The sequence below is a fragment of the Pseudomonas sp. 91RF genome, from assembly GCF_003576265.1.
Taxonomy (GTDB): Bacteria; Pseudomonadota; Gammaproteobacteria; order Pseudomonadales; family Pseudomonadaceae; genus Aquipseudomonas; species Aquipseudomonas kribbensis.
In genome coordinates this window covers 204,072-226,906 of record NZ_QWFC01000024.1, presented here as the reverse complement: position 1 = coordinate 226,906, position 22,835 = coordinate 204,072, and the positions used below count along the sequence as shown (strand labels likewise).

Annotated in this window: 23 protein-coding genes; 15 read left to right on the top strand and 8 right to left on the bottom strand. The window is 59.4% G+C overall.

Annotated elements, in window-relative coordinates:
- Window positions 1-51 precede the first annotated feature (51 nt).
- Complete coding sequence (locus DXT77_RS12275; protein WP_119427786.1) at window positions 52-636, top strand: hypothetical protein; 585 nt, start codon at window positions 52-54, stop codon at window positions 634-636.
- Between the two features lie 158 nt (window positions 637-794).
- Here the strand turns inward: DXT77_RS12275 and DXT77_RS12270 are convergent, their stop codons facing one another.
- Window positions 795-2,012, bottom strand: a complete 1,218-nt coding sequence (locus tag DXT77_RS12270; RefSeq protein ID WP_007963976.1) for an argininosuccinate synthase — start codon at window positions 2,010-2,012, stop codon at window positions 795-797.
- Between the two features lie 129 nt (window positions 2,013-2,141).
- The gene (locus DXT77_RS12265) at window positions 2,142-3,050 is read right to left on the bottom strand and encodes an OmpA family protein (protein ID WP_119427785.1); all 909 of its coding nucleotides are present in this window, start codon (window positions 3,048-3,050) and stop codon (window positions 2,142-2,144) included.
- Window positions 3,051-3,210: 160 nt separating this feature from the next.
- Here DXT77_RS12265 and pyrC point away from each other — a divergent pair, with 160 nt between their 5' ends.
- Both pyrC and rnt read left to right on the top strand, forming a co-directional pair.
- Window positions 3,211-4,257, top strand: a complete 1,047-nt coding sequence (gene pyrC / locus DXT77_RS12260) for a dihydroorotase (RefSeq protein ID WP_047296199.1) — start codon at window positions 3,211-3,213, stop codon at window positions 4,255-4,257.
- Entirely contained in the window at window positions 4,254-4,928 is a 675-nt protein-coding gene (rnt, locus tag DXT77_RS12255) for a ribonuclease T (protein ID WP_119427784.1), read from the top strand. Before pyrC ends, rnt begins: the two co-directional genes overlap by 4 nt.
- Window positions 4,929-5,002: 74 nt before the next feature.
- On the opposite strand, the gene DXT77_RS12250 is transcribed toward rnt, so the two are convergent.
- Window positions 5,003-5,605, bottom strand: a complete 603-nt coding sequence (locus DXT77_RS12250; RefSeq protein WP_007963972.1) for a peroxiredoxin — start codon at window positions 5,603-5,605, stop codon at window positions 5,003-5,005.
- A gap of 291 nt (window positions 5,606-5,896) precedes the next feature.
- Here DXT77_RS12250 and DXT77_RS12245 point away from each other — a divergent pair, with 291 nt between their 5' ends.
- On the top strand, window positions 5,897-6,115 hold the full coding sequence (locus DXT77_RS12245) for a bacterioferritin-associated ferredoxin (RefSeq protein ID WP_003227725.1): 219 nt from the start codon (window positions 5,897-5,899) through the stop codon (window positions 6,113-6,115).
- Window positions 6,116-6,315: 200 nt separating this feature from the next.
- Complete coding sequence (gene bfr, locus DXT77_RS12240; protein ID WP_011335740.1) at window positions 6,316-6,792, top strand: bacterioferritin; 477 nt, start codon at window positions 6,316-6,318, stop codon at window positions 6,790-6,792.
- Window positions 6,793-6,898: 106 nt separating this feature from the next.
- Here the strand turns inward: bfr and grxD are convergent, their stop codons facing one another.
- From grxD to DXT77_RS12225, 3 genes are all read right to left on the bottom strand, one after another.
- A complete protein-coding gene (grxD, locus tag DXT77_RS12235; protein ID WP_039765841.1) occupies window positions 6,899-7,240 on the bottom strand; it encodes a Grx4 family monothiol glutaredoxin in 342 nt (113 codons plus the stop codon).
- Between the two features lie 97 nt (window positions 7,241-7,337).
- Window positions 7,338-9,443, bottom strand: coding sequence for a molybdopterin oxidoreductase family protein (locus DXT77_RS12230; RefSeq protein ID WP_119427783.1), 2,106 nt, complete (start codon window positions 9,441-9,443; stop codon window positions 7,338-7,340).
- A 137-nt stretch (window positions 9,444-9,580) separates the two neighbouring features.
- Window positions 9,581-9,871, bottom strand: a complete 291-nt coding sequence (locus tag DXT77_RS12225; RefSeq protein ID WP_119427782.1) for a hypothetical protein — start codon at window positions 9,869-9,871, stop codon at window positions 9,581-9,583.
- A gap of 392 nt (window positions 9,872-10,263) precedes the next feature.
- Here DXT77_RS12225 and argF point away from each other — a divergent pair, with 392 nt between their 5' ends.
- Complete coding sequence (gene argF, locus DXT77_RS12220; RefSeq protein WP_119427781.1) at window positions 10,264-11,184, top strand: ornithine carbamoyltransferase; 921 nt, start codon at window positions 10,264-10,266, stop codon at window positions 11,182-11,184.
- Window positions 11,181-12,290, top strand: a complete 1,110-nt coding sequence (locus tag DXT77_RS12215; protein ID WP_119427780.1) for an ABC transporter ATP-binding protein — start codon at window positions 11,181-11,183, stop codon at window positions 12,288-12,290. The genes argF and DXT77_RS12215 overlap by 4 nt, the downstream gene beginning before the upstream one ends.
- 42 nt (window positions 12,291-12,332) lie before the next feature.
- Here the strand turns inward: DXT77_RS12215 and DXT77_RS12210 are convergent, their stop codons facing one another.
- Together DXT77_RS12210 and ybaK are read right to left on the bottom strand one after the other, a co-directional pair.
- Window positions 12,333-13,115: a PhzF family phenazine biosynthesis protein gene (locus DXT77_RS12210; RefSeq protein ID WP_119427779.1), complete on the bottom strand. Its 783-nt coding sequence runs from the start codon at window positions 13,113-13,115 to the stop codon at window positions 12,333-12,335.
- 88 nt (window positions 13,116-13,203) lie between these two features.
- Window positions 13,204-13,674, bottom strand: coding sequence for a Cys-tRNA(Pro) deacylase (ybaK, locus tag DXT77_RS12205; protein ID WP_114885222.1), 471 nt, complete (start codon window positions 13,672-13,674; stop codon window positions 13,204-13,206).
- Between the two features lie 361 nt (window positions 13,675-14,035).
- Here ybaK and DXT77_RS12200 point away from each other — a divergent pair, with 361 nt between their 5' ends.
- The 8 genes from DXT77_RS12200 (at window position 14,036) to DXT77_RS12165 (ending at window position 22,752) form a co-directional block, all read left to right on the top strand.
- Window positions 14,036-14,887 carry an MIP/aquaporin family protein gene (locus DXT77_RS12200; protein WP_119427778.1) on the top strand — a complete coding sequence of 284 codons (852 nt, stop codon included), beginning with the start codon at window positions 14,036-14,038 and terminating at the stop codon, window positions 14,885-14,887.
- Window positions 14,888-14,965: 78 nt separating this feature from the next.
- Window positions 14,966-16,468: a glycerol kinase GlpK gene (gene glpK / locus DXT77_RS12195; RefSeq protein WP_119427777.1), complete on the top strand. Its 1,503-nt coding sequence runs from the start codon at window positions 14,966-14,968 to the stop codon at window positions 16,466-16,468.
- Window positions 16,469-16,563: 95 nt separating this feature from the next.
- Window positions 16,564-17,319 (top strand): DeoR family transcriptional regulator, encoded by a 756-nt coding sequence (locus DXT77_RS12190; RefSeq protein ID WP_085709487.1) that lies wholly within the window; start codon window positions 16,564-16,566, stop codon window positions 17,317-17,319.
- Between the two features lie 286 nt (window positions 17,320-17,605).
- Entirely contained in the window at window positions 17,606-19,141 is a 1,536-nt protein-coding gene (gene glpD / locus DXT77_RS12185) for a glycerol-3-phosphate dehydrogenase (protein WP_119427776.1), read from the top strand.
- Between the two features lie 343 nt (window positions 19,142-19,484).
- Window positions 19,485-20,411 (top strand): glutamate/aspartate ABC transporter substrate-binding protein, encoded by a 927-nt coding sequence (locus tag DXT77_RS12180; protein ID WP_119427775.1) that lies wholly within the window; start codon window positions 19,485-19,487, stop codon window positions 20,409-20,411.
- Between the two features lie 192 nt (window positions 20,412-20,603).
- A complete protein-coding gene (locus DXT77_RS12175) occupies window positions 20,604-21,350 on the top strand; it encodes an amino acid ABC transporter permease (RefSeq protein WP_085709477.1) in 747 nt (248 codons plus the stop codon).
- On the top strand, window positions 21,350-22,021 hold the full coding sequence (locus tag DXT77_RS12170) for an amino acid ABC transporter permease (protein ID WP_114885245.1): 672 nt from the start codon (window positions 21,350-21,352) through the stop codon (window positions 22,019-22,021). The genes DXT77_RS12175 and DXT77_RS12170 overlap by 1 nt, the downstream gene beginning before the upstream one ends.
- Window positions 22,018-22,752 carry an amino acid ABC transporter ATP-binding protein gene (locus tag DXT77_RS12165; protein ID WP_085709475.1) on the top strand — a complete coding sequence of 245 codons (735 nt, stop codon included), beginning with the start codon at window positions 22,018-22,020 and terminating at the stop codon, window positions 22,750-22,752. The genes DXT77_RS12170 and DXT77_RS12165 overlap by 4 nt, the downstream gene beginning before the upstream one ends.
- Window positions 22,753-22,835 lie beyond the last annotated feature (83 nt).

The window sequence follows — 22,835 nt, the reverse complement described above, 5'->3', positions numbered from 1 at the left end:
AATTCAAACCACCCAACATGACGAGAATGATCACACTCATGAGTAAAGAAAATGTTAAAGAACAACAGAAAAATCACCAACCCCATCAGTGTCATTGCCATATTCGCGTTTATCTCCGAAACGTCTGCGGCGGTGTCCTTGCCCTTCCTTGACAATGATGAACGGGAAATCTACATCTGGTTTCTGATCAGCTTTCCGTTCTACTTGTTATTTCTGTTCTTCATCACATTGAACTTCAACTACCGATCACTTTATGCGCCCTCCGACTTTGACAATGACAAGAACTTTCTCAAAGCATTTAAAGATAAACCTCCTGACTTTCTCGACGAGTCGACAGTTCAATCACATACAGGATCGCACACCGTAAAACTACCAAAACCACTGAACACGCTGTGCATCATCGATATTCGAGGAATGAACACCGAAGCTAAAATCGACACGTTATTGAAAAAAATCCCACACCCCGGCAAGCACTCAACAAGAATTTCCCTCGTTTTAACCGACGACATGTCAGAAATTTTACCGAAAGAAAATCTCGCCAAAATTCTTAAACAAGGAAGAAAAGCCATGGGAACGACGTATTGTATTATTTACGACATTCACTCGCTGAACATCACAGTATTGGGAAAGGTTTAAATTGAAGCGCGGATACACGAAGTACATCTATGCGATGTACAAAGTTTCAATTAATTCAGAAACGCTGATCGGCAACGATCAGGCAAACAGAAGGGTTTTACAACATAGCGGCCTTGTCACAACGACAAGGCCGCTATTTCACATCAGGCCCGAGGGGCTCAGAACAGCTTGCGGCCCTTGTTGGCAGCAATACGCATGCGCAGCGCGTTGAGCTTGATGAAGCCCGCCGCGTCGGCCTGGTTGTAGGCGCCGCCGTCTTCTTCGAAGGTCGCGATGTTGGCGTCGAACAGCGAGTCGTCGGACTTGCGGCCGGTCACGATCACGTTGCCCTTGTACAGTTTCAGGCGCACGACGCCGTTCACATTGACCTGGGATGCGTCGATCATCTGTTGCAGCATCAGACGCTCAGGGCTCCACCAGTAGCCGGTGTAGATCAGACTGGCGTACTTCGGCATCAGCTCGTCTTTCAGGTGAGCGACTTCGCGATCCAGAGTGATCGATTCAATGGCGCGGTGAGCACGCAGCATGATGGTGCCGCCCGGGGTTTCGTAGCAGCCACGGGACTTCATGCCGACGTAACGGTTTTCAACGATGTCGAGACGGCCGATACCGTGTTGACCACCGATCTTGTTCAGGGTCGCCAGTACGGTGGCCGGGGTCATTTCGACGCCGTCCAGCGCGACGATGTCGCCGTTGCGGTAGGTCAGTTCCAGGTATTGCGGGGTGTCGGGAGCCTTCTCCGGGGAGACGGTCCAGCGCCACATATCTTCCTCGTGCTCGGTCCAGGTGTCTTCCAGCACGCCGCCTTCATAGGAGATGTGCAGCAGGTTGGCGTCCATCGAGTACGGGGATTTCTTCTTGCCATGACGCTCGATCGGGATCGCGTGCTTCTCGGCGTAGTCCATCAGCTTCTCGCGGGACAGCAGGTCCCACTCGCGCCAAGGGGCGATCACTTTCACGCCTGGCTTGAGCGCGTAGGCACCCAGCTCAAAACGTACCTGGTCATTGCCCTTGCCGGTCGCGCCGTGGGAAATGGCGTCGGCGCCGGTTTCGTTGGCGATTTCGATCAGACGCTTGGCGATCAGCGGACGCGCGATGGAAGTACCCAGCAGGTACTCGCCTTCGTAAACGGTGTTGGCACGGAACATCGGGAACACGAAGTCACGCACGAATTCTTCGCGCAGGTCGTCGATGTAGATTTCTTTGACACCCATGGCCTGCGCCTTGGCGCGAGCCGGCTCGACCTCTTCGCCCTGACCCAGGTCAGCGGTGAAGGTCACGACTTCACAGTTATAAGTATCCTGCAGCCACTTGAGGATCACCGAAGTGTCCAGGCCGCCGGAATACGCCAGAACGACCTTGTTTACGTCCGCCATGCCATCACTCCACGGGGTTCTACGGAAAGCCGAGGAGTCTACCGCTCAAACGCGATAATTTACAGAGGCGCGACAGCTTAAGACGACAAAGCGACAGAATCTGTCGAGAGCGCGACGATGACCGACAGGTCAGGAAGTCGCCGCGGCGTTGGCAGGCGTACTGGCTTGAGGTGCTGGAGCGGTAACCGGTGCCACCCGGGCCAAATTCACGCTGACTCGCCGGTTTTTCGCCCGGTTGGCGGCGTTGGTGTTCGGTACCAGCGGGTATTGCTCGCCGTGGAAACGCACGGTGATCTGGGATTCGGCGATGCCGTTGGCCTTGAAGAAATCAACCACCGCCAGCGCACGACGGCGCGACAGCTCACGATTGGTCAGGCGATTGCCGCTGTTGTCGGAATAGCCATCAAGCTCAATGTGATTGACCGTCGGATCGGCCTTCATGAACTCGAGCATCACTTGCAGTTTGGCTTTCGCGGCAGCATCCAGATCGGTGCCTTCGCCCGGAAAGCCGACCTGGGAGTTTTTGACCTGATCGAAATTCTGCGGGAGCAGTTTCGCCACGCAGGTCTGATAGTCGTTGAACGCCTTGCTGAACTTGACCGGCAGCAGACGCACTTCGGAGACCCGGCCATCACCGGAGGCACGTCGCACCACCGGGCTGCGACCTTCCAGCAAACCGCTGATCAACCCGCCGGCCTGCGACTGCGAACTGTTGAACAGCACGTTGCCGGTACCGATCCTGACGCTGCCCAGATTGATATCATTGCGCCCCGGCTGCCAGGGCGCTGCCGCCGCCAGCAAGGTTGCCGAACCACCGCCCAGCATCGCGTTGTAGGCGTTCAGGCGGAAGATCGCCTGCTCGCCGGCCTTGCGCACGAACTGGCCCGAGCCGAAATCGGTGATCGGCTGCGTCAGGCGGCATTCGAACTTGTCGCCTTCGACCGTCCACTCAATGTTCTCCAGACGGGTCTGGTAGGTCAGTGCCATCGCGGGAAGACTGGCAAACACACTGAGCAAGGCTAAATAACGCTGGCGCACGGGAGGCTCCATTGGCTTCTACAACAAAAAAGACCGATACATACATGTTTACGGCATACCTATGGGATATCGGACGCTCGTCGCAAAACTTGATAGCGAGTGCCTGCAAGAGTCTTTTCCGGTAGCATTCGCCTCAGTTTGACCCGCCTGGAATCCCCTCATGTCCGACCGCCTGACCCTGCTGCGTCCCGACGACTGGCACATTCATCTTCGCGATGGTGCCGTGTTGACCAATACCGTTGCAGATGTTGCGCGCACCTTTGGTCGCGCCATCATCATGCCTAACCTGGTACCTCCGGTGCGCAACGCCGCTGAAGCCGACGGCTATCGCCAGCGGATTCTCGCTGCCCGCCCGGCCGGCAGTCGTTTCGAGCCGTTGATGGTGCTGTACCTCACCGACCGTACCCAGCCCGAAGAAATTCGTGAAGCCAAGGCCAGCGGTTTTGTCCACGCGGCCAAGTTGTACCCGGCCGGCGCCACCACCAACTCCGATTCCGGGGTCACCAGCATCGACAAGATCTTCCCGGCGCTGGAAGCCATGGCCGAAGTCGGCATGCCGCTGTTGATCCACGGCGAGGTCACCCGTGGCGACGTAGACGTGTTCGACCGCGAAAAAATCTTCATCGACGAGCACATGCGCCGCGTGGTCGAGCGTTTCCCGACCCTCAAGGTCGTGTTCGAACACATCACCACCGGTGATGCCGTGCAGTTCGTCAACGAGGCTTCGGCCAACGTCGGCGCGACCATCACCGCCCATCACCTGCTGTACAACCGCAACCACATGCTGGTGGGCGGAATCCGGCCGCACTTTTACTGCCTGCCGATCCTCAAGCGTAATACGCATCAGGAAGCTCTGCTCGACGCCGCCACCAGCGGCAGCGCGAAGTTCTTCCTCGGCACCGACTCGGCGCCGCACGCCCAGCACGCCAAGGAAGCCGCCTGCGGCTGCGCCGGCTGCTACACCGCGTACGCTGCCATCGAGCTGTATGCCGAAGCCTTCGAGCAGCGCAATGCGCTGGACAAGCTCGAAGCGTTCGCCAGCCTCAACGGCCCGCGCTTCTACGGTCTGCCGGCCAACACCGACCGTATCACCCTGGTTCGTGAAGAATGGACCGCCCCGACCAGCCTGCCCTTCGGCGAGCTGAACGTTATCCCGCTGCGCGCCGGTGAAAAACTGCGCTGGCGCCTGCTGGAGGAACACGCGTGAGTGAAGACCATTTCGACGACGAACTGGACAGTCAAGGTGGCGGCGGTTCGCGCCATCCGATGGCAGCACGCTTTCGCGGCTACCTGCCGGTTGTCGTCGACGTAGAGACCGGTGGCTTCAACTCGGCCACCGATGCGTTGCTGGAGATTGCCGCGACCACCATCGCCATGGATGAAAAGGGTTTTGTCTACCCGGATCACACCTACTTCTTCCGTGTCGAGCCGTTCGAAGGCGCCAACATCGAAGCGGCGGCGCTGGAGTTCACCGGGATCAAGCTCGATCACCCGTTGCGCATGGCGGTCAGCGAAGAGACGGCCCTGACCGACATCTTCCGTGGCGTGCGCAAGGCCTTGAAGGCCAACGGTTGCAAGCGGGCCATCCTGGTTGGCCACAACAGCAGCTTCGACCTGGGTTTCCTTAATGCTGCCGTTGCTCGGCTGGACATGAAGCGCAACCCGTTCCACCCGTTCTCCAGCTTCGACACTGCGACCCTCGCCGGTCTGGCGTACGGTCAGACCGTACTGGCCAAGGCTTGCCAGGCAGCCGACATCGATTTCGATGGCCGTGAAGCGCACTCCGCGCGTTACGACACCGAAAAGACCGCCGAGCTGTTCTGCGGCATCGTCAACCGCTGGAAGCAGATGGGCGGCTGGGAAGACTTCGACGACTGATGGTCGTCGGGTTAAATCCCGCGCATGAAAAAACCGGCTCAAGAGCCGGTTTTTTTGTACCTCGACGTTGCGCCTTACAGGGCAGCAGCGTTCTCGGTCAGGTATGCCGCAACGCCTTCTGGCGAAGCGTTCATGCCTTTGTCGCCTTTTTTCCAGTTGGCAGGGCAGACTTCGCCGTGCTCTTCGTGGAATTGCAGAGCGTCGACCAGACGGATCAGCTCTTCCATGTTACGGCCCAGCGGCAGGTCGTTGATGATCTGCGAGCGGACAACGCCCTTGTCGTCGATCAGGAACGCGCCACGGAAAGCCACGCCGCCTTCGGATTCAACGTCGTAAGCCTTGGCGATTTCGTGCTTCATGTCGGCAGCCATGGTGTATTTCACCTGGCCGATGCCGCCATTGTTGACCGGGGTGTTGCGCCAGGCGTTGTGGGTGAAGTGCGAGTCGATCGACACAGCGACCACTTCTACGTTGCGCGCCTTGAAGTCAGCCATGCGGTTGTCCAGAGCGATCAACTCGGACGGGCAGACGAAGGTGAAGTCCAGCGGGTAGAAGAACACCAGGCCGTATTTGCCTTTGATGGCCGAGGACAGGGTGAAGCTGTCAACGATCTCGCCATTGCCGAGTACGGCCGGGACGGTGAAGTCAGGGGCTTGTTTGCCTACGAGTACGCTCATTGATATCTCCTGGTGTAGAAACTTGAAGTTCAGGGTCCGCGCCAGCCTGTCACCCTCAGGCGACAGCCCTGTGACACGAACCCGCTTCGCAAGGGCCGACCATCATACACTGCGTTTTTCGACTGTCCTCAAAGGTTTTTCGCGAAATCCCGGCTGGCATTCAGCCATGCACCACCGTTCGTCAGTCACAGCCGTTGGCGATGAAAACCGTTGGGAAAGCACTTTGACAATCATTCTCGTTAACATTAAGATCCATCGCAATTGAGCCACAACCAGCGACGGTTCTCACTTATGTATGTTTGCCTCTGCACTGGCGTCACCGACGGACAGATCCGCGAAGCGATCTATGAAGGTTGCTGCAGCTATAAAGAAGTCCGTCAGGCCACCGGCGTAGCCAGCCAATGCGGCAAATGTGCCTGCCTTGCGAAGGAAGTGGTACGCGAAACCCTGACCAAGCTGCAAACCGCCCAGGCCGCGATCCCCTACCCTGTAGAATTTACTGCAGCGTAATTGCACCCTCTTTCGAAGAACCGGACTAATGTCCGGTTTTTTTATGCCTGCAAATCAATTGCTTAGCGACTAGACGCGGAACACAAACATTCTTATTCCGATTAATTTTCATATATTATTCAATAACTTAGGTTTGACACTTATAAATACCAAGCTCAAACTCTGCCGTATATACCGCTACTTAGGGCAGGACTCCCATCATGAAAGGCGACGTAACAGTCATCCAGCATCTCAACAAGATCCTTGCCAATGAGCTGGTCGCGATCAATCAGTACTTCCTGCATGCGCGCATGTATGAAGATTGGGGCCTGAACAAGCTGGGCAAGCACGAGTACCACGAATCCATCGACGAGATGAAGCACGCGGACAAGCTGATCAAGCGCATCCTGTTCCTCGAAGGCCTGCCAAACGTGCAGGACTTGGGCAAGCTGCACATCGGCGAGCACACCAAGGAAATGCTGGAGTGCGACCTGCGTATCGAGAAGACCGGCCATGCCGATCTGAAGGCCGCCATCGCTCATTGCGAATCGGTTGGCGACTTCGGCAGCCGCGAACTGCTTGAAGACATTCTCGAATCCGAAGAAGAACACATCGACTGGCTGGAAACCCAACTGGGCCTGATCGATAAAGTCGGTCTTGAGAACTATCTGCAATCGCAGATGGGCGAAGACGAATAATCAGCAAGCGCTGAACTCGAGACATTAAAAAGCCCCGCCCTCTTTCGAGAGGCGGGGCTTTTTATTGCCCGGACTTCCGACTCGCCGAAATCCGGGCAGAAACCGATCAGGCTTCGGACTTGGCCGCAGCAGCCTTGGCGGATGCTTCCTTGACCAGAGTCTGCAGCTCACCGTTGGCGAACATTTCAGCCATGATGTCGCTGCCGCCGACCAGTTCACCGGCTACCCACAGCTGCGGGAAAGTCGGCCAGTTGGCGTACTTCGGCAGGTTGGCACGGATTTCCGGGTTCTGCAGGATGTCGACGTAGGCGAACTTCTCGCCACAGCCCATGACGGCCTGCGCAGCTTTCGCGGAGAAGCCACACTGCGGGGCATTCGGCGAGCCTTTCATGTAAAGCAGAATGGTGTTGTTGGCAATCTGCTCTTTAATCGTTTCGATGATATCCATGGAGCACCTCGGCTGAACTTTCCGACTCATGGGTCGGCACGGTGGCGCATTGTAACGGAATCCCGAGCGCGCTGCTCGGTCTCCCCGACAGACATGCTCAAGCCGCCGCCACCGTCACCGGCACGCCATTGAGCGCCGCATTGCCCGACAACTCGTCGAGCTGGCATTCATCGGTCAGATCGTTGGCGCTGGAGCCCGGCTGACCGCTGGCAATCGCCATTTGCACACCCGGGCGGGCATGGCCCCAACCGTGGGGCAGGCTGACCACGCCCGGCATCATGTCCGCACTGCCGAGCACCTCGACCTCGATCTGCCCGACCCGGGAGCTGACCCGCACAAGCTGACCATCACTGAGCCCGCGACTGGCGAGATCCTCCGGGTTCATCAGCAACTGATGGCGCGGCTTGCCCTTCACCAGTCGATGATAGTTGTGCATCCACGAGTTGTTGCTGCGCACGTGGCGGCGACCGATCATCAACAGTTCACCGGCAGCCGGCGCCTGCAAGGCAGAGAAACGCGCCAGATCGGCGAGAATTTCCGGCGGCGCTGCCTGGACTCGTTGATTGGCGGTCTTCAAGCGCGGTGCCAGGTTAGGCTTCAGCGCTCCCAGATCAACGCCGTGGGGATGATCGAACAGCGTCGCCAGCGACAGCTTGAGCTCGGAGGCGTCGCCATACAAGCCCATGCGCAGACCCATGTCGATCATCTTCGCCGGCGGCATCGTCGGCTTCAGCTCCTTGTCGGTCTTCGCCGCAAAGGCCTTGGCCAGGCCGACGAAGATCTCCCAGTCATGCAGCGCACCTTCGGGTTTGGCGAGGATAGCCCGGTTGAAACGGGTGACGTTGCGCACCGCGAACAGGTTGAAGGTGGTGTCGTAGTGATCGTTTTCCAGCGCCGAGGTAGACGGCAGGATCAGGTCGGCATAACGGGTGGTTTCGTTGATGTACAGATCGACGCTGACCATGAACTCCAGGCCGTCCAGCGCCTGCTCCAGTTGCCGGCCGTTGGGCGTGGACAGCACCGGATTGCCGGCGACGGTGATCAATGCGCGAATCTGCCCTTCACCTTCGGTGAGCATTTCTTCAGCCAGCGCCGAGACCGGCAGCTCGCCGCCGTACTCCGGCCGCCCCGAGACACGGCTTTGCCATTTGTTGAAATGCCCGCCCGAGGTGGACGCCACCAGATCCACCGCCGGCTCGGTGCACAGAGCGCCGCCCACCCGGTCGAGATTGCCGGTCACCAGGTTGATCAATTGCACGACCCAATGGCACAGCGTGCCGAAGGCCTGGGTGGAAACCCCCATCCGGCCGTAGCAGACGGCGCTTGGTGCAGCGGCGAAGTCCCGGGCCAATTGGCGGATCTGCTCGGCGGGGACGGCGCACAACGGGCTCATGGCTTCGGCCGTGAACGCCGCGACCGCTGCGCGCACGTCGTCGAGACCGTCCACCGGCAGATGGCTGTCCGACGTCAGCCCTTCGCTGAACAGCGTATTGAGCACACCAAACAGCAACGCCGCATCGCCACCGGGACGCACGAACAGATGCTGATCGGCCATCGCCGCCGTCTCGCTGCGCCGCGGATCGACCACCACCACTTTGCCGCCCCGGGCCTGGATGGCCTTCAGGCGTTTTTCCACATCCGGCACGGTCATGATGCTGCCGTTGGACGCCAGCGGATTACCGCCCAGGATCAGCATGAAGTCGGTGTGATCGATGTCCGGGATCGGCAGCAGCAAACCATGGCCGTACATCAAGTAACTGGTCAGGTGATGGGGCAATTGGTCGACAGACGTGGCCGAATAGCGATTGCGGGTTTTCAGCAGGCCCAGAAAGTAATTGCTGTGGGTCATCAGCCCGTAGTTGTGCACGCTTGGATTGCCCTGATACACGGCAACCGCGTTCTGCCCATGACGCGCTTGAATCGCCGACAGTTTTTCAGCCACCAGCTCAAAAGCCTCTTCCCACCCGATCGGCAACCATTCACTGCCGACCCGACGCATGGGCTGGCGCAGGCGATCCGGATCGTTCTGGATGTCTTGCAGCGCCACGGCTTTGGGGCAGATGTGCCCGCGACTGAAGGTATCCAGTGCATCACCCTTGATCGAGGTGATCTGCACCTGGCCGTCGGTTTCAGTGGTTTCGATGCTCAGACCGCAGATGGCTTCGCACAGGTGGCACGCACGGTGGTGGAGAGTCTTGGTCATGGCCAGTCTCTGTCTTGTTCTGGGCAGGCAATAACGCCTGCGGGAACAAAACTATGGCGCGTGGCCGGGCGTGGCGCCAGCGACGTTCGTCTTGTGAATCGACGACCATCAGGCGAGCCGATAGCCCTTCATCGCGATCATTTGGAAGGCAACTGGGGCGGTGCGGCCAGCTGGATTTCCTGAATGGTTTCGATCTGCTCGTGGGCGACGTGCACGCCGGTGAGTTCACCGATCAGTCGCCAATGCTCGTCGAGCCCGGTGCTGATGGTCGCCATGCGATCGATCATGTGGCGGCCGGCGGTCTTGACCACTTCGTCTTCACTGCGCAGCAGTTCGAAGGACAAGGAGGTGACCGATGCGGTCAGATGAGTCAGTGAGCGTGCCGTGTGGCCCAGCAATTCCATTAACAGTTTTTCTTTCGATTCCATGCGGAGGCTTCCTGCGTCGCTCGTGAGTTATTTATAACCCAGCACTTTGCTTTAGCAAATGTTTCAGGTCTGACATCCGACCAGCGCTTCCATGGCCGACCGGTCGCAAACCGACCAGGCCTGCTCCATCCCCGCCCTGCCTGATTGCCAAGCCCCGCGGCGCCAGTGTACAAAGGTCTGGAATCCGGCTCGAAACCGGCGCTTCGTGTGACCTCGTCACCCTCGCACTATCCGCAAAAATCGTAGCCTATTGGAAAAACGCGACATTTAGTGTCAATATCGCGCCTCCCCCTATTTCGTCGCCCCGTGCGGCTTACGCCGCAGGTCTCGCCCGTTGTTCCTGTAAACAAGGCTTTGAGCATCTGCGGTTTGTAGCAAAAAGGTAGTCAATGATGAGCGCAAGGCACTTTCTCTCCCTGATGGATTGCACGCCCGAAGAGCTGGTCAGCGTGATCCGTCGAGGCGTTGAGCTCAAGGACCTGCGTAACCGCGGCGTACTGTTCGAGCCTCTGAAAAACCGCGTCCTGGGGATGATCTTCGAGAAATCCTCGACCCGTACCCGGATCTCTTTCGAGGCCGGCATGATCCAGCTCGGCGGCCAGGCGATCTTCCTTTCGCCACGCGACACCCAGCTGGGCCGTGGCGAGCCCATCGGCGACTGCGCCATCGTCATGTCGAGCATGCTCGATGCGGTGATGATCCGTACCTTTGCCCACAGCACCCTGACCGAATTTGCCGCCAACTCCCGCGTGCCGGTGATCAACGGTCTGTCCGATGACCTGCACCCGTGCCAGTTGCTGGCCGACATGCAGACCTTCCTCGAACACCGCGGCTCGATCCAGGGCAAGACCGTGGCCTGGATCGGCGACGGCAACAACATGTGCAACAGCTATATAGAAGCGGCGATCCAGTTCGACTTCCAGTTGCGCGTGGCCTGCCCGGAAGGCTACGAGCCGAATCCCGGGTTCGTCGCCAGGGCCGGTGACCGCGTGACCATCGTCCGCGACCCGAAGGACGCCGTGCGCGGCGCGCATCTGGTGAGCACCGACGTCTGGACCTCCATGGGCCAGGAAGAGGAAACCGCCAAGCGTCTCCAGCTGTTCGCGCCTTTCCAGGTCAATCGCGCCCTGCTCGACCTGGCCGCCGAGGACGTGCTATTCATGCACTGCCTGCCCGCCCACCGCGGGGAGGAAATCAGCCTCGACCTGCTCGATGACCCGCGCTCCGTCGCCTGGGATCAGGCAGAAAACCGTCTCCACGCACAGAAGGCCCTGCTCGAGTTCCTTGTAGAACCGGCATATCACCACGCATGAGTCATGAATTACTGCTGAACCTGCGCAACCTCGCTTGCGGCTATCAAGATCAACGTGTGGTGCAGAACCTCAATCTGCACCTCAACGCCGGTGACATCGGTTGCCTGCTCGGCTCCTCGGGCTGCGGCAAGACCACCACCCTGCGTGCCATCGCCGGTTTCGAGCCAGTGCACGAAGGGGAAATCCAGCTGGGTGGTGAAACCATTTCCAGCGCCGGATTCACTCTCGCTCCGGAAAAACGCCGGATCGGCATGGTGTTCCAGGACTACGCGCTGTTCCCGCACCTGAGCGTCGCGGACAACATCGCCTTCGGCATTCGCAAGCACCCGAACAAGGAGCGCGTCGTCGAAGAGTTGCTGGAACTGGTCAACCTGAAGAACCTCGGCAAGCGCTTTCCGCACGAATTGTCCGGTGGCCAGCAGCAACGTGTCGCCCTCGCCCGTGCCCTTGCGCCGGAACCACAACTGCTGCTGCTTGACGAACCGTTCTCCAACCTCGACGGCGAACTGCGACGCAAGCTCAGCCACGAGGTGCGCGACATTCTCAAGGCCCGTGGCACGAGCGCGATTCTGGTGACTCACGATCAGGAAGAAGCCTTCGCCGTCAGCGATCACGTTGGCGTGTTCAAGGAAGGCCGGCTGGAGCAGTGGGATACACCTTACAACCTCTACCACGAACCGGCGACGCCGTTTGTGGCGAGCTTTATCGGTCAGGGTTACTTCATTCGCGGCCAGCTCGGCAGCCCGGAATCGGTGCACACCGAACTCGGCGAACTGCGCGGCAATCGCGCCTACACCTGGCCGACCGGTGGCGCGGTGGATGTGCTGCTGCGTCCGGATGACATTGTTTATGCGCCGGACAGCGAGTTGAAGGCACGGATCGTCGGCAAGACCTTCCTCGGGGCTTCGACCCTGTATCGCTTGCAACTGCCGACCGGCGCTCAGCTGGAATCGATCTTCCCGAGCCATGCTGACCATCAGGTCGGTGCGGATGTCGGGATTCGGGTGGCGGCGGAACATCTGGTGTTGTTCCAGGCGTCCGGTAGCACTGCTGCGCAGATTCCGGCCGTGGAAAACGGTGTTCGCCGGTATAGCACTGCCCACTGACCCGCAAAAAGAGAGGGAGCCTAATGGCTCCCTTTTTTTGCTTCAGCCCAGCATCAATGTGCCGCTCGCAACGAGCGTCGCATTCCCGCCAATCTTCACCCGCTCGCCTTCCAGCCGACAGAACAATTCCCCGCCTCGCGCCGAACGTTGGCAAGCGGTCAGACTCGATTTGCCCAGACGTTTTGACCAGTACGGAATCAGACTGCAATGGGTCGAACCGGTCACCGGGTCTTCATTGATGCCGATCGCCGGGGCGAAATAGCGCGAGACGAAATCATGCTGATTGCCACGGGCCGTGACGATGGCGCCAAGCCAAGGCAGCTTGGCGAGAGCGACCATGTCCGGTGTGCAATCGAGCACCGCCTGCTCCGACTCCAGCACCACGAACAGCTCGTTGGAACTCAGAACATCCACTGCCTGGACATTCAACGCCCGCTCGATCTCCACGGTGACGCCTTTCTCCACCGCTTCGATGGCCGGGAAATCCAGCCACAGCCGGCCACCTTCGCGGCTGACACTCAACGGCCCGGCCTTGCAGGTGAAATCCAGACGCTCGGCTGTTTCCTTGTAGATCTCATACAACACATAAGCACTGGCCAGGGTCGCGTGACCGCACAACGGCACCTCCGTAGTCGGGGTGAACCAGCGGATGTGCCAGGCCTGCCCTTCGCGCACCAGGAACGCGGTTTCCGCCAGGTTGTGTTCGGCGGCGATCTTCTGCATCAAGTCGTCCGCGAGCCAGGCGTCGAGCCGATAGACCATCGCCGGGTTGCCACTGAAGGGCCGATCGCTGAATGCGTCGACCTGATGAAACTCGAGCTGCATAACCTTCTCCCTGTGTCAGTCGAAAGAGCATGCCGCTACGGCTTGTTCATCGCCAGTGACAGAACCGGTCAATTTTTCTCATACAGACTCAGGCGCGACCAATGTCGGCAAACTTCGCCTGGGTGTGCTCGGCGAGAACCGCGGGCGCCAGTTCGACTTCCAGACCGCGTCGACCGGCACTGACATAAATGGTCGCAAAAGCCTGGGCGGAATTATCAATAAAGGTGCGCAGGCGTTTTTTCTGCCCCAGCGGACTGATACCGCCCAACAGGTAACCGGTGGAACGCTGCGCGGCAGCCGGGTCGGCCATTTCCACCTTCTTCACGCCGGCAGCGTGGGCCAGCCCTTTGAGGTCGAGGCTTCCGACGACCGGCACCACCGCCACCAGCAATTCGCCTTTTTCGCTGGCCGCCAGCAGCGTCTTGAACACCTGCGCCGGTTCCAGCCCCAGCTTTTCCGCGGCCTCCAGCCCATAGGACGCAGCCTTGGGGTCATGTTCGTAACTGTGCACGCGATGTTCGGCACGAACTTTTTTCAACAAGTCCAACGCAGGGGTCATGGCAGCTCCAGGCTCGGCAGTGGCAAAAAATCCTGCGCCGGATTCTAGGCCATCGCCACGCAAAAGGCTCTACTGCGCGCCACGTTTCCCGGGGCTTGCAGGCTGACAGACGCATTTCCCGAAGAGTGCCCCGCAGGATCATTCACCTGACTGATAGTTTATTTGTGACCGATGGTTCACTTTCGACCTTTGACAGCTTTGTTTCTTGTCTATATTTTTTCGAATCTGAATAATGTAAGAATTATCGTCACCGCAGCACCCAGCAGTAAACCGGGAACAGGATGGGGATCCTGCCCCGGCGAAAATCGCGCCTTGCCCTGTCGGCAACCGCGCCAGACAACAACAAAAACCGAGGTTTTCAATGACAACTGCGTTACAGCAACCATCGCTCTCGAGCCAGTGCCTGGCCGAGTTTCTGGGTACTGCACTGCTGATCTTTTTCGGTACGGGCTGCGTCGCCGCGCTCAAGGTCGCGGGCGCAAGCTTCGGCCTGTGGGAAATCAGCATTATCTGGGGCGTCGGCGTGAGCATGGCGATCTACCTCACCGCCGGAGTGTCCGGCGCGCACCTGAACCCTGCCGTCAGTATCGCCCTGAGCATTTTCGCCGACTTCGAAAAGCGCAAACTGCCGTTCTACATTCTTTCCCAGGTCGCCGGCGCCTTCTGCGGCGCGCTGTTGGTTTACACGCTGTACAGCAATCTGTTCTTCGATTTCGAACAGGCTCACCACATGGTTCGCGGCTCGGCCGCCAGCCTGGAACTGGCCTCGGTATTCTCCACGTTCCCTAACCCAGCACTGTCGACGGCCCAGGCGTTCCTGGTCGAGGTGATCATCACCGCGATCCTGATGGGCGTGATCATGTCCCTCACCGACGACAACAACGGCCTGCCGAAAGGCCCGCTGGCGCCGCTGCTGATCGGCCTGCTGATTGCCGTGATCGGCAGTTCGATGGGCCCGCTGACCGGTTTCGCGATGAACCCGGCCCGTGACTTCGGTCCGAAACTGATGACTTTCTTCGCGGGCTGGGGTGAAATTTCCTTCACTGGTGCCCGTGAAATTCCGTACTTCCTGATTCCGATTTTTGCACCGATTGTCGGTGCCTGCCTCGGCGCTGCCGGGTATCGCGGGCTGATTGCCCGTCACCTGACCGGCGCCACACCTGCTACAAAGGACGCAGAACCGGCCATTGACGGCAAACCAAGAACTTCTTGAAACAGTCGGCGCGGGTTCCTGCCCATTTCGAGCCCGCGCCACGGCCCACTCACCCTTATTTCGTCCAAGGCAATCGACATGACCGACATTCAGAATAAGAACTACATCATTGCCCTCGATCAGGGTACGACCAGCTCCCGCGCGATCATTTTCGACCGCGATGCGAACGTGGTCTGCACCGCGCAGCGCGAATTCGCCCAGCATTACCCGCAAGCCGGCTGGGTCGAACACGACCCGATGGAAATCTTCGCTACCCAGAGCGCAGTGATGGTCGAGGCGCTGGCCCAGGCCGGTCTGCATCACGACCAGGTGGCCGCCATCGGCATCACCAACCAGCGTGAAACCACCGTGGTCTGGGACAAGACCACCGGCCGCCCGGTCTACAACGCGATCGTCTGGCAATGCCGCCGCAGCACCGAAATCTGCCAGCAGCTCAAGCGCGACGGTCATGAAGACTACATCCGCGACAACACCGGTCTGGTCACCGACCCGTACTTCTCCGGCACCAAACTGAAGTGGATCCTCGACAACGTCGAAGGCAGCCGCGAACGTGCGCGCAACGGCGAACTGCTGTTCGGCACCGTCGACAGCTGGCTGATCTGGAAATTCACCGGTGGCAAGGTGCACGTCACCGACTACACCAACGCCTCGCGGACCATGCTCTTCAACATCCACTCGCTGGAGTGGGATTCGAAGATGCTGGAGATCCTCGACATCCCGCGCGAGATGCTGCCGGAAGTCAAAGCCTCCTCGGAAATCTACGGTCGCACCAAAAGCGGCATCGCCATCGGCGGTATCGCCGGCGACCAGCAGGCTGCACTGTTCGGCCAGATGTGCGTCGAGCCGGGCCAGGCGAAAAACACCTATGGCACCGGCTGCTTCCTGCTGATGAACACCGGCGACAAAGCGGTGAAATCCCAGCACGGCATGCTCACCACCATCGCCTGCGGCCCGCGCGGCGAAGTGGCCTACGCGCTGGAAGGCGCTGTGTTCAACGGCGGTTCGACCGTGCAGTGGCTGCGCGATGAACTGAAAATCATCAACGACGCCCACGACACCGAGTACTTCGCCAATAAGGTGAAGGACAGCAACGGCGTCTATCTGGTGCCGGCCTTCACGGGCCTCGGCGCTCCGTACTGGGACCCGTATGCCCGCGGCGCGCTGTTCGGCCTGACTCGCGGCGTGCGTGTGGATCACATCATCCGCGCGGCGCTGGAATCGATCGCCTACCAGACCCGCGACGTGCTCGACGCCATGCAACAGGACTCCGGCGAACGCCTCAAAGCCCTGCGCGTGGACGGCGGCGCGGTGGCGAACAACTTCCTCATGCAATTCCAGGCCGACATCCTCGGCACTCAGGTCGAGCGCCCGCAAATGCGCGAAACCACTGCACTGGGTGCGGCGTACCTGGCCGGTCTGGCGTGCGGCTTCTGGGGCAGCCTGGAAGAACTGCGCGGCAAGGCAGTGATCGAGCGCGAGTTCGAACCGAGCCTGGACGAAGCGGCAAAAGAGAAGCTGTATAAAGGCTGGAAAAAAGCCGTCAGCCGTACCCGTGACTGGGAACGCGAAGACGCCGAATAAGCCACGAACCGGACTCGTATCCGTATGTAACTGGTAGGGAGCGGATTCCTGCGGCATCATGGGCAAATTTTGCACGGCAGCCCAAAGGAAGCCCCATGAATCTGCCTCCCCGTCAGCAGCAAATCCTCGAGCTGGTCCGCGAACGCGGCTATGTGAGCATCGAGGAAATGGCCACGCTGTTCGTTGTAACCCCGCAAACCATCCGCCGCGATATCAATCAACTGGCGGAAGCCAATCTGCTGCGTCGCTACCACGGCGGCGCCGCCTATGACTCCAGCGTCGAAAACACCGCCTATGCGATGCGCGCCGATCAGATGCGCGATGAAAAACAACGCATCGGTGAAGCCATCGCCGCACAGATCCCCGATCACGCCTCGCTGTTCATCAACATCGGCACCACCACCGAATCCATCGCCCGCGCCCTGCTCAACCACAGTCATCTGAAAATCATCACCAACAACCTGCACGTCGCCTCGATGCTCAGTGCCAAGGATGATTTCGATGTATTGCTCACCGGCGGCAATGTCCGTCGCGACGGTGGCGTGGTGGGTCAGGCGAGCGTGGACTTCATCAATCAGTTCAAGGTCGACTTTGCGCTGGTGGGCATCAGCGGCATCGACGAAGACGGCAGCCTGCTCGACTTCGATTACCAGGAAGTGCGGGTGTCCCAGGCGATCATCGCCAATGCCCGGCAGGTGATCCTGGCGGCAGACTCCAGCAAATTCGGCCGTAACGCGATGATTCGCCTCGGTCCGATCAGCCTGATCGATTGCCTGGTCACCGACCAGCAGCCGGTGCCGGCTCTGGCGCAACTGCTGAGCCAGAACAAGATTCGCCTGGAAGTCGTTTAACCCCGTCATATCTTCGCTGGCTGTACCGACGTCATCGCGAGCAGGCTCGCTCCCACATTTTGAAATGCATTTCCCCGTGGGAGCGAGCCTGCTCGCGATAGCGATAGTCCGATCAACGAGCCTTCTGCGCATTTCATGTTCGAATATTTTCTTTTAGCCGCCCTTCGATGAGTTTTTTCAATCGAAGTCGACTGGCTGCGCGCGTCTTTATGGGCTACCATTTTCGCAAATGAACATTCATGTTCGATTTCCAAGACAGAAAATCAAAAGAGCCCGAGGCCAGCCGATGTCCACCTCTACCTTGCGTACGCCCCCTATCTCCGAGATCTACGATATCGCCGTCATCGGCGGCGGGATCAATGGCGTGGGGATCGCAGCGGATGCCGCCGGTCGCGGTCTTTCGGTGTTCCTTTGCGAAAAGGACGACCTGGCCAGCCACACCTCGTCGGCCAGCAGCAAGCTGATCCACGGTGGTCTGCGCTACCTCGAGCATTATGAATTTCGTCTGGTGCGCGAAGCCCTGGCCGAGCGCGAAGTGCTGCTGGCCAAGGCCCCGCACATCGTCAAGCCGATGCGCTTCGTACTGCCACACCGCCCGCACCTGCGCCCGGCGTGGATGATCCGTGCGGGTCTGTTCCTGTATGACAACCTCGGCAAGCGCGAAAAACTCGCAGGCTCCAAAAGCCTGAAGTTCGGCGCCGACAGCGCGCTGAAAAGCGAAATCACCAAAGGTTTCGAATACTCCGACTGCTGGGTCGATGACGCCCGCCTCGTCGTATTGAACGCCATGGCCGCCCGTGAAAAAGGCGCCCATGTGCACACCCAGACCCGTTGCGTCAGCGCCCGCCGCGCCAAAGGCCTGTGGCACCTGAACCTGGAACGCGCCGATGGCAGCCTGTTCTCGATCACCGCCAAGGCACTGGTGAACGCCGCCGGCCCGTGGGTCGCCAAGTTCATCCGTGACGACCTGAAGATGGAATCGCCGTACGGCATCCGCCTGATCCAGGGCAGCCACATCATCGTGCCGAAACTGTACGAAGGCGATCACGCGCACATCCTGCAAAACGAAGATCAGCGCATCGTTTTCACCATTCCGTACCTGAACAACCTGACGCTGATCGGCACCACGGACCGCGAGTACACCGGCGATCCGGCCAAAGTAGCGATCACCGACGGCGAAACCGATTACCTGCTGAAAGTGGTCAACGCCCACTTCAAGAAGCAGATCAGCCGTGACGACATCCTGCACACCTACTCGGGCGTACGTCCGCTGTGCAACGACGAATCCGACAATCCTTCGGCCGTGACCCGCGACTACACCCTGGCGCTGTCCGGCAGCAGCGAAGAAGCCCCGTTGCTGTCGGTGTTCGGCGGCAAGCTGACCACCTACCGCAAACTCGCCGAGTCGGCGATGGCGCAACTGATGCCGTTCTTCACCCAGATGCGTCCGAGCTGGACCGCCAGCGCCACGCTGCCGGGCGGCGAAGACATGACCACACCGCAGGCCTTGAGCGCGCTGATCCGCGACAAGTTCGACTTCGTCCCGAGCGAAATCGCCCGCCGCTGGGCCACTACCTACGGCAGCCGCACCTGGCGCATGCTCGAAGGCGTGGACAGCCTGGCCGACATGGGTGAACACATCGGCGGCGGTCTCTACACCCGTGAAGTCGACTACCTGTGCGCCGAAGAGTGGGCGACCACCGCTCACGACATCCTGTGGCGGCGCAGCAAGCTGGGGCTGTTCACCACCCCGGTCGAACAGGAAAAACTGGCGGCGTACCTGAACAAGGTCGAGCAGAATCGCAAGATCGAAGCGGCATGATCGATCCGCCGGTAAAAGGAAAAGCCCCTGAATCGCGAGATTCAGGGGCTTTTTGCATTCAGGCTGAAACGAGGCCCGCCTTATGGCATTCGGTTTTCCGAACGCGACCTGTCGGTCGGTTCGGATTACCGGATCAGAAACGCTGAAAAACACCATCACAAAACTTTAATCACCAGCAAAATCAACCAGTTAACTTGTTGCAACTGGTCTGGCACGACTCATGCTCTACACTCCTTCGACGAATGCCTGTTGCGCCAGCACAACAGGAGCCGTCAGGCATTCGAAGCTCAAAAAGGGCCCGTTCAACCGGCTCCATAAAAAAAACAATGTCGAGGAAAATTTGATGCGCATCGTTCCCCATATCCTGGGCGCAGCCATTGCTGCCGCTCTGATCAGCACACCAGTTTTCGCTGCCGAGCTCACCGGCACCCTTAAGAAGATCAACGACTCGGGCACCATCACCCTCGGGCATCGTGACAGCTCCATTCCCTTCTCCTATATCGCCGATGCTTCGGGCAAACCTGTGGGCTACTCCCACGACATTCAGGTCGCTATCGTCGAAGCCCTGAAAAAAGACCTGAACAAGCCTGACCTGAACGCCAAGTACAACCTGGTCACCTCGCAAACCCGTATCCCGCTGGTGCAGAACGGCACCGTGGACATCGAGTGCGGCTCCACCACCAACAACGCCGAACGCGCCCAGCAGGTCGATTTCACCGTCAACATCTTCGAAATCGGCACCCGTCTGCTGGTCAAGAAAGACAAGGAAGGCAAGCCGTCCTACGCCGACTTTGCCGACCTCAAAGGCAAGAACGTCGTGACCACCGCCGGCACCACCTCCGAGCGCATCATCAAGGCGATGAACGCCGACAAGCAGATGGGCATGAACGTCATCTCCGCCAAGGACCATGGCGAAGCCTTCAACATGCTGGAGAGCGGCCGCGCCGTCGCCTTCATGATGGACGACGCCCTGCTGGCCGGCGAAGAAGCCAAGGCCAAGAAGCCGGACGACTGGGTCATCACCGGCACCCCGCAGTCCTTCGAAGCCTACGCGTGCATGGTTCGTAAAGACGATCCGGCCTTCAAGAAGGCTGTAGACGACGCCATCGTCGCGCTCTACAAGTCCGGCGAGATCAACAAGATCTACAGCAAGTGGTTCGAAAGCCCGATCCCGCCGAAGGGTCTGAACCTGAACTTCCCGATGAGCGAAAAGGTTAAAGAGCTGATCGCCAATCCGAGCGACAAGCCTGCGCCAGACGTAAAAATCTGACACTGATCTAACCTTGTCACCTGAGGGAGCCAACCCTCCCTCGGGCGACAGTTAATACCTGCTGGTTTCAACTGGAACACTCGACCTGGTGGTTTTCGAGCCGATCGCGTGTGCCTGACGTTCAACGTCAGACGGGAAAGGATCTTCCCCAGGCGGGCACTTGTACATCGATCGAATCGAGGGGAGACCCTAATGAATTACAACTGGGACTGGGGCGTGTTCTTCAAGTCCACCGGCGTGGGCAGCGAGACCTATCTCGACTGGTTCATCTCCGGCCTGGGCTGGACCATCGCCATCGCCGTCGTGGCCTGGATCATCGCCCTGTTGCTGGGCTCGCTGCTGGGCATCATGCGCACCGTGCCGAACCGCATCGTGGCGGGCATCGCGACCTGCTACGTCGAACTGTTCCGCAACGTGCCCCTGCTGGTTCAGCTGTTCATCTGGTACTTCCTGGTACCCGACATGCTGCCGCAGAACCTGCAGGACTGGTACAAACAGGACCTGAACCCGACCACCTCGGCCTACCTGAGCGTTGTCGTGTGCCTGGGCCTGTTCACCGCCGCCCGGGTCTGCGAACAGGTTCGCACCGGTATCCAGGCGCTGCCACGCGGCCAGGAATCCGCCGCCCGCGCCATGGGTTTCAAGCTGCCGCAGATCTACTGGAACGTGCTGCTGCCCCAGGCCTACCGGATCATCATTCCGCCGCTCACCTCGGAATTTTTGAACGTGTTCAAGAACTCCTCGGTGGCCTCGCTGATCGGTCTGATGGAACTGCTGGCGCAAACCAAACAGACCGCCGAGTTCTCGGCCAACCTGTTTGAAGCCTTCACCCTGGCGACCCTGATCTATTTCACCCTGAACATGAGCCTGATGCTGCTGATGCGCATGGTCGAGAAGAAAGTCTCCGTGCCCGGCCTGATCTCCGTGGGGGGTAAATGATGGAATTCGATTTCAGTGGCATCGTCCCGGCCATTCCCGGCCTGTGGAACGGCATGCTGATGACCCTCAAGCTGATGGCGCTGGGCGTGGTCGGCGGGATCATCCTCGGTACCATCCTTGCGTTGTGCCGTCTGTCCCACAGCAAACTGCTGTCGAACCTTGCCGGCGCCTACGTCAACTATTTCCGTTCGATCCCGCTGCTGCTGGTGATCACCTGGTTCTACCTGGCAGTGCCGTTCGTGCTGCGCTGGATCACCGGCGAAGACACCCCGATCGGCGCGTTCACCTCGTGCATCGTGGCCTTCATGATGTTCGAAGCGGCGTACTTCTGCGAAATCGTCCGGGCCGGCGTGCAGTCGATTCCCAAGGGCCAGATGGGCGCCGCCCAGGCACTGGGCATGACCTACGGCCAGATGATGCGCCTGATCATCCTGCCCCAGGCGTTCCGCAAGATGACCCCGCTGCTGCTGCAGCAGAGCATCATCCTGTTCCAGGACACCTCGCTGGTCTACACCGTGGGCCTGGTGGACTTCCTCAACTCCGCCCGCTCCAGCGGCGACATCATCGGACGCTCCAATGAGTTCCTGATCTTCGCCGGTGTCGTCTACTTCATCATCAGCTTTGCCGCCTCGCAGCTGGTCAAGCGTCTGCAAAAAAGGTTCGCCGTATGATCTCTATCAAGAACATCAACAAGTGGTATGGGGACTTCCAGGTGCTGACCGATTGCAGCACCGAGGTCAAAAAGGGTGAAGTGATCGTGGTCTGCGGTCCGTCCGGTTCGGGCAAGTCGACCCTGATCAAGTGCGTCAACGCGCTGGAGCCGTTCCAGAAAGGCGACATCGTCGTCGACGGCACGTCGATTGCCGACCCGAAGACCAACCTGCCGAAACTGCGCTCGCGCGTCGGCATGGTGTTCCAGCATTTCGAACTGTTCCCGCACCTGACCATCACCGAAAACCTGACCATCGCGCAGATCAAGGTACTGGGCCGCAGCAAGGAAGAAGCGACCAAGAAAGGTCTGCAACTGCTTGATCGCGTCGGCCTGTCGGCTCACGCCCACAAGCACCCGGGCCAACTGTCCGGCGGTCAGCAACAGCGTGTGGCGATTGCCCGTGCGCTGGCAATGGACCCGATCGTCATGCTGTTCGACGAACCGACCTCGGCGCTGGACCCGGAAATGGTCAACGAAGTGCTCGACGTGATGGTGCAACTGGCCCACGAAGGCATGACCATGATGTGCGTGACCCACGAAATGGGCTTCGCCCGCAAAGTGGCCGACCGCGTGATCTTCATGGATGCCGGCAAGATCATCGAAGACTGCAAGAAAGAAGAGTTCTTCGGCGACATCAGCCAGCGCTCCGAACGCGCGCAGCATTTCCTCGAGAAAATCCTGCAGCACTAAGCAATACCTTCGCCGGAGCAACTCCAATCCCTTGTGGGAGCGAGCCTGCTCGCGATGGCGGACTGACATTCAACATCAATGTT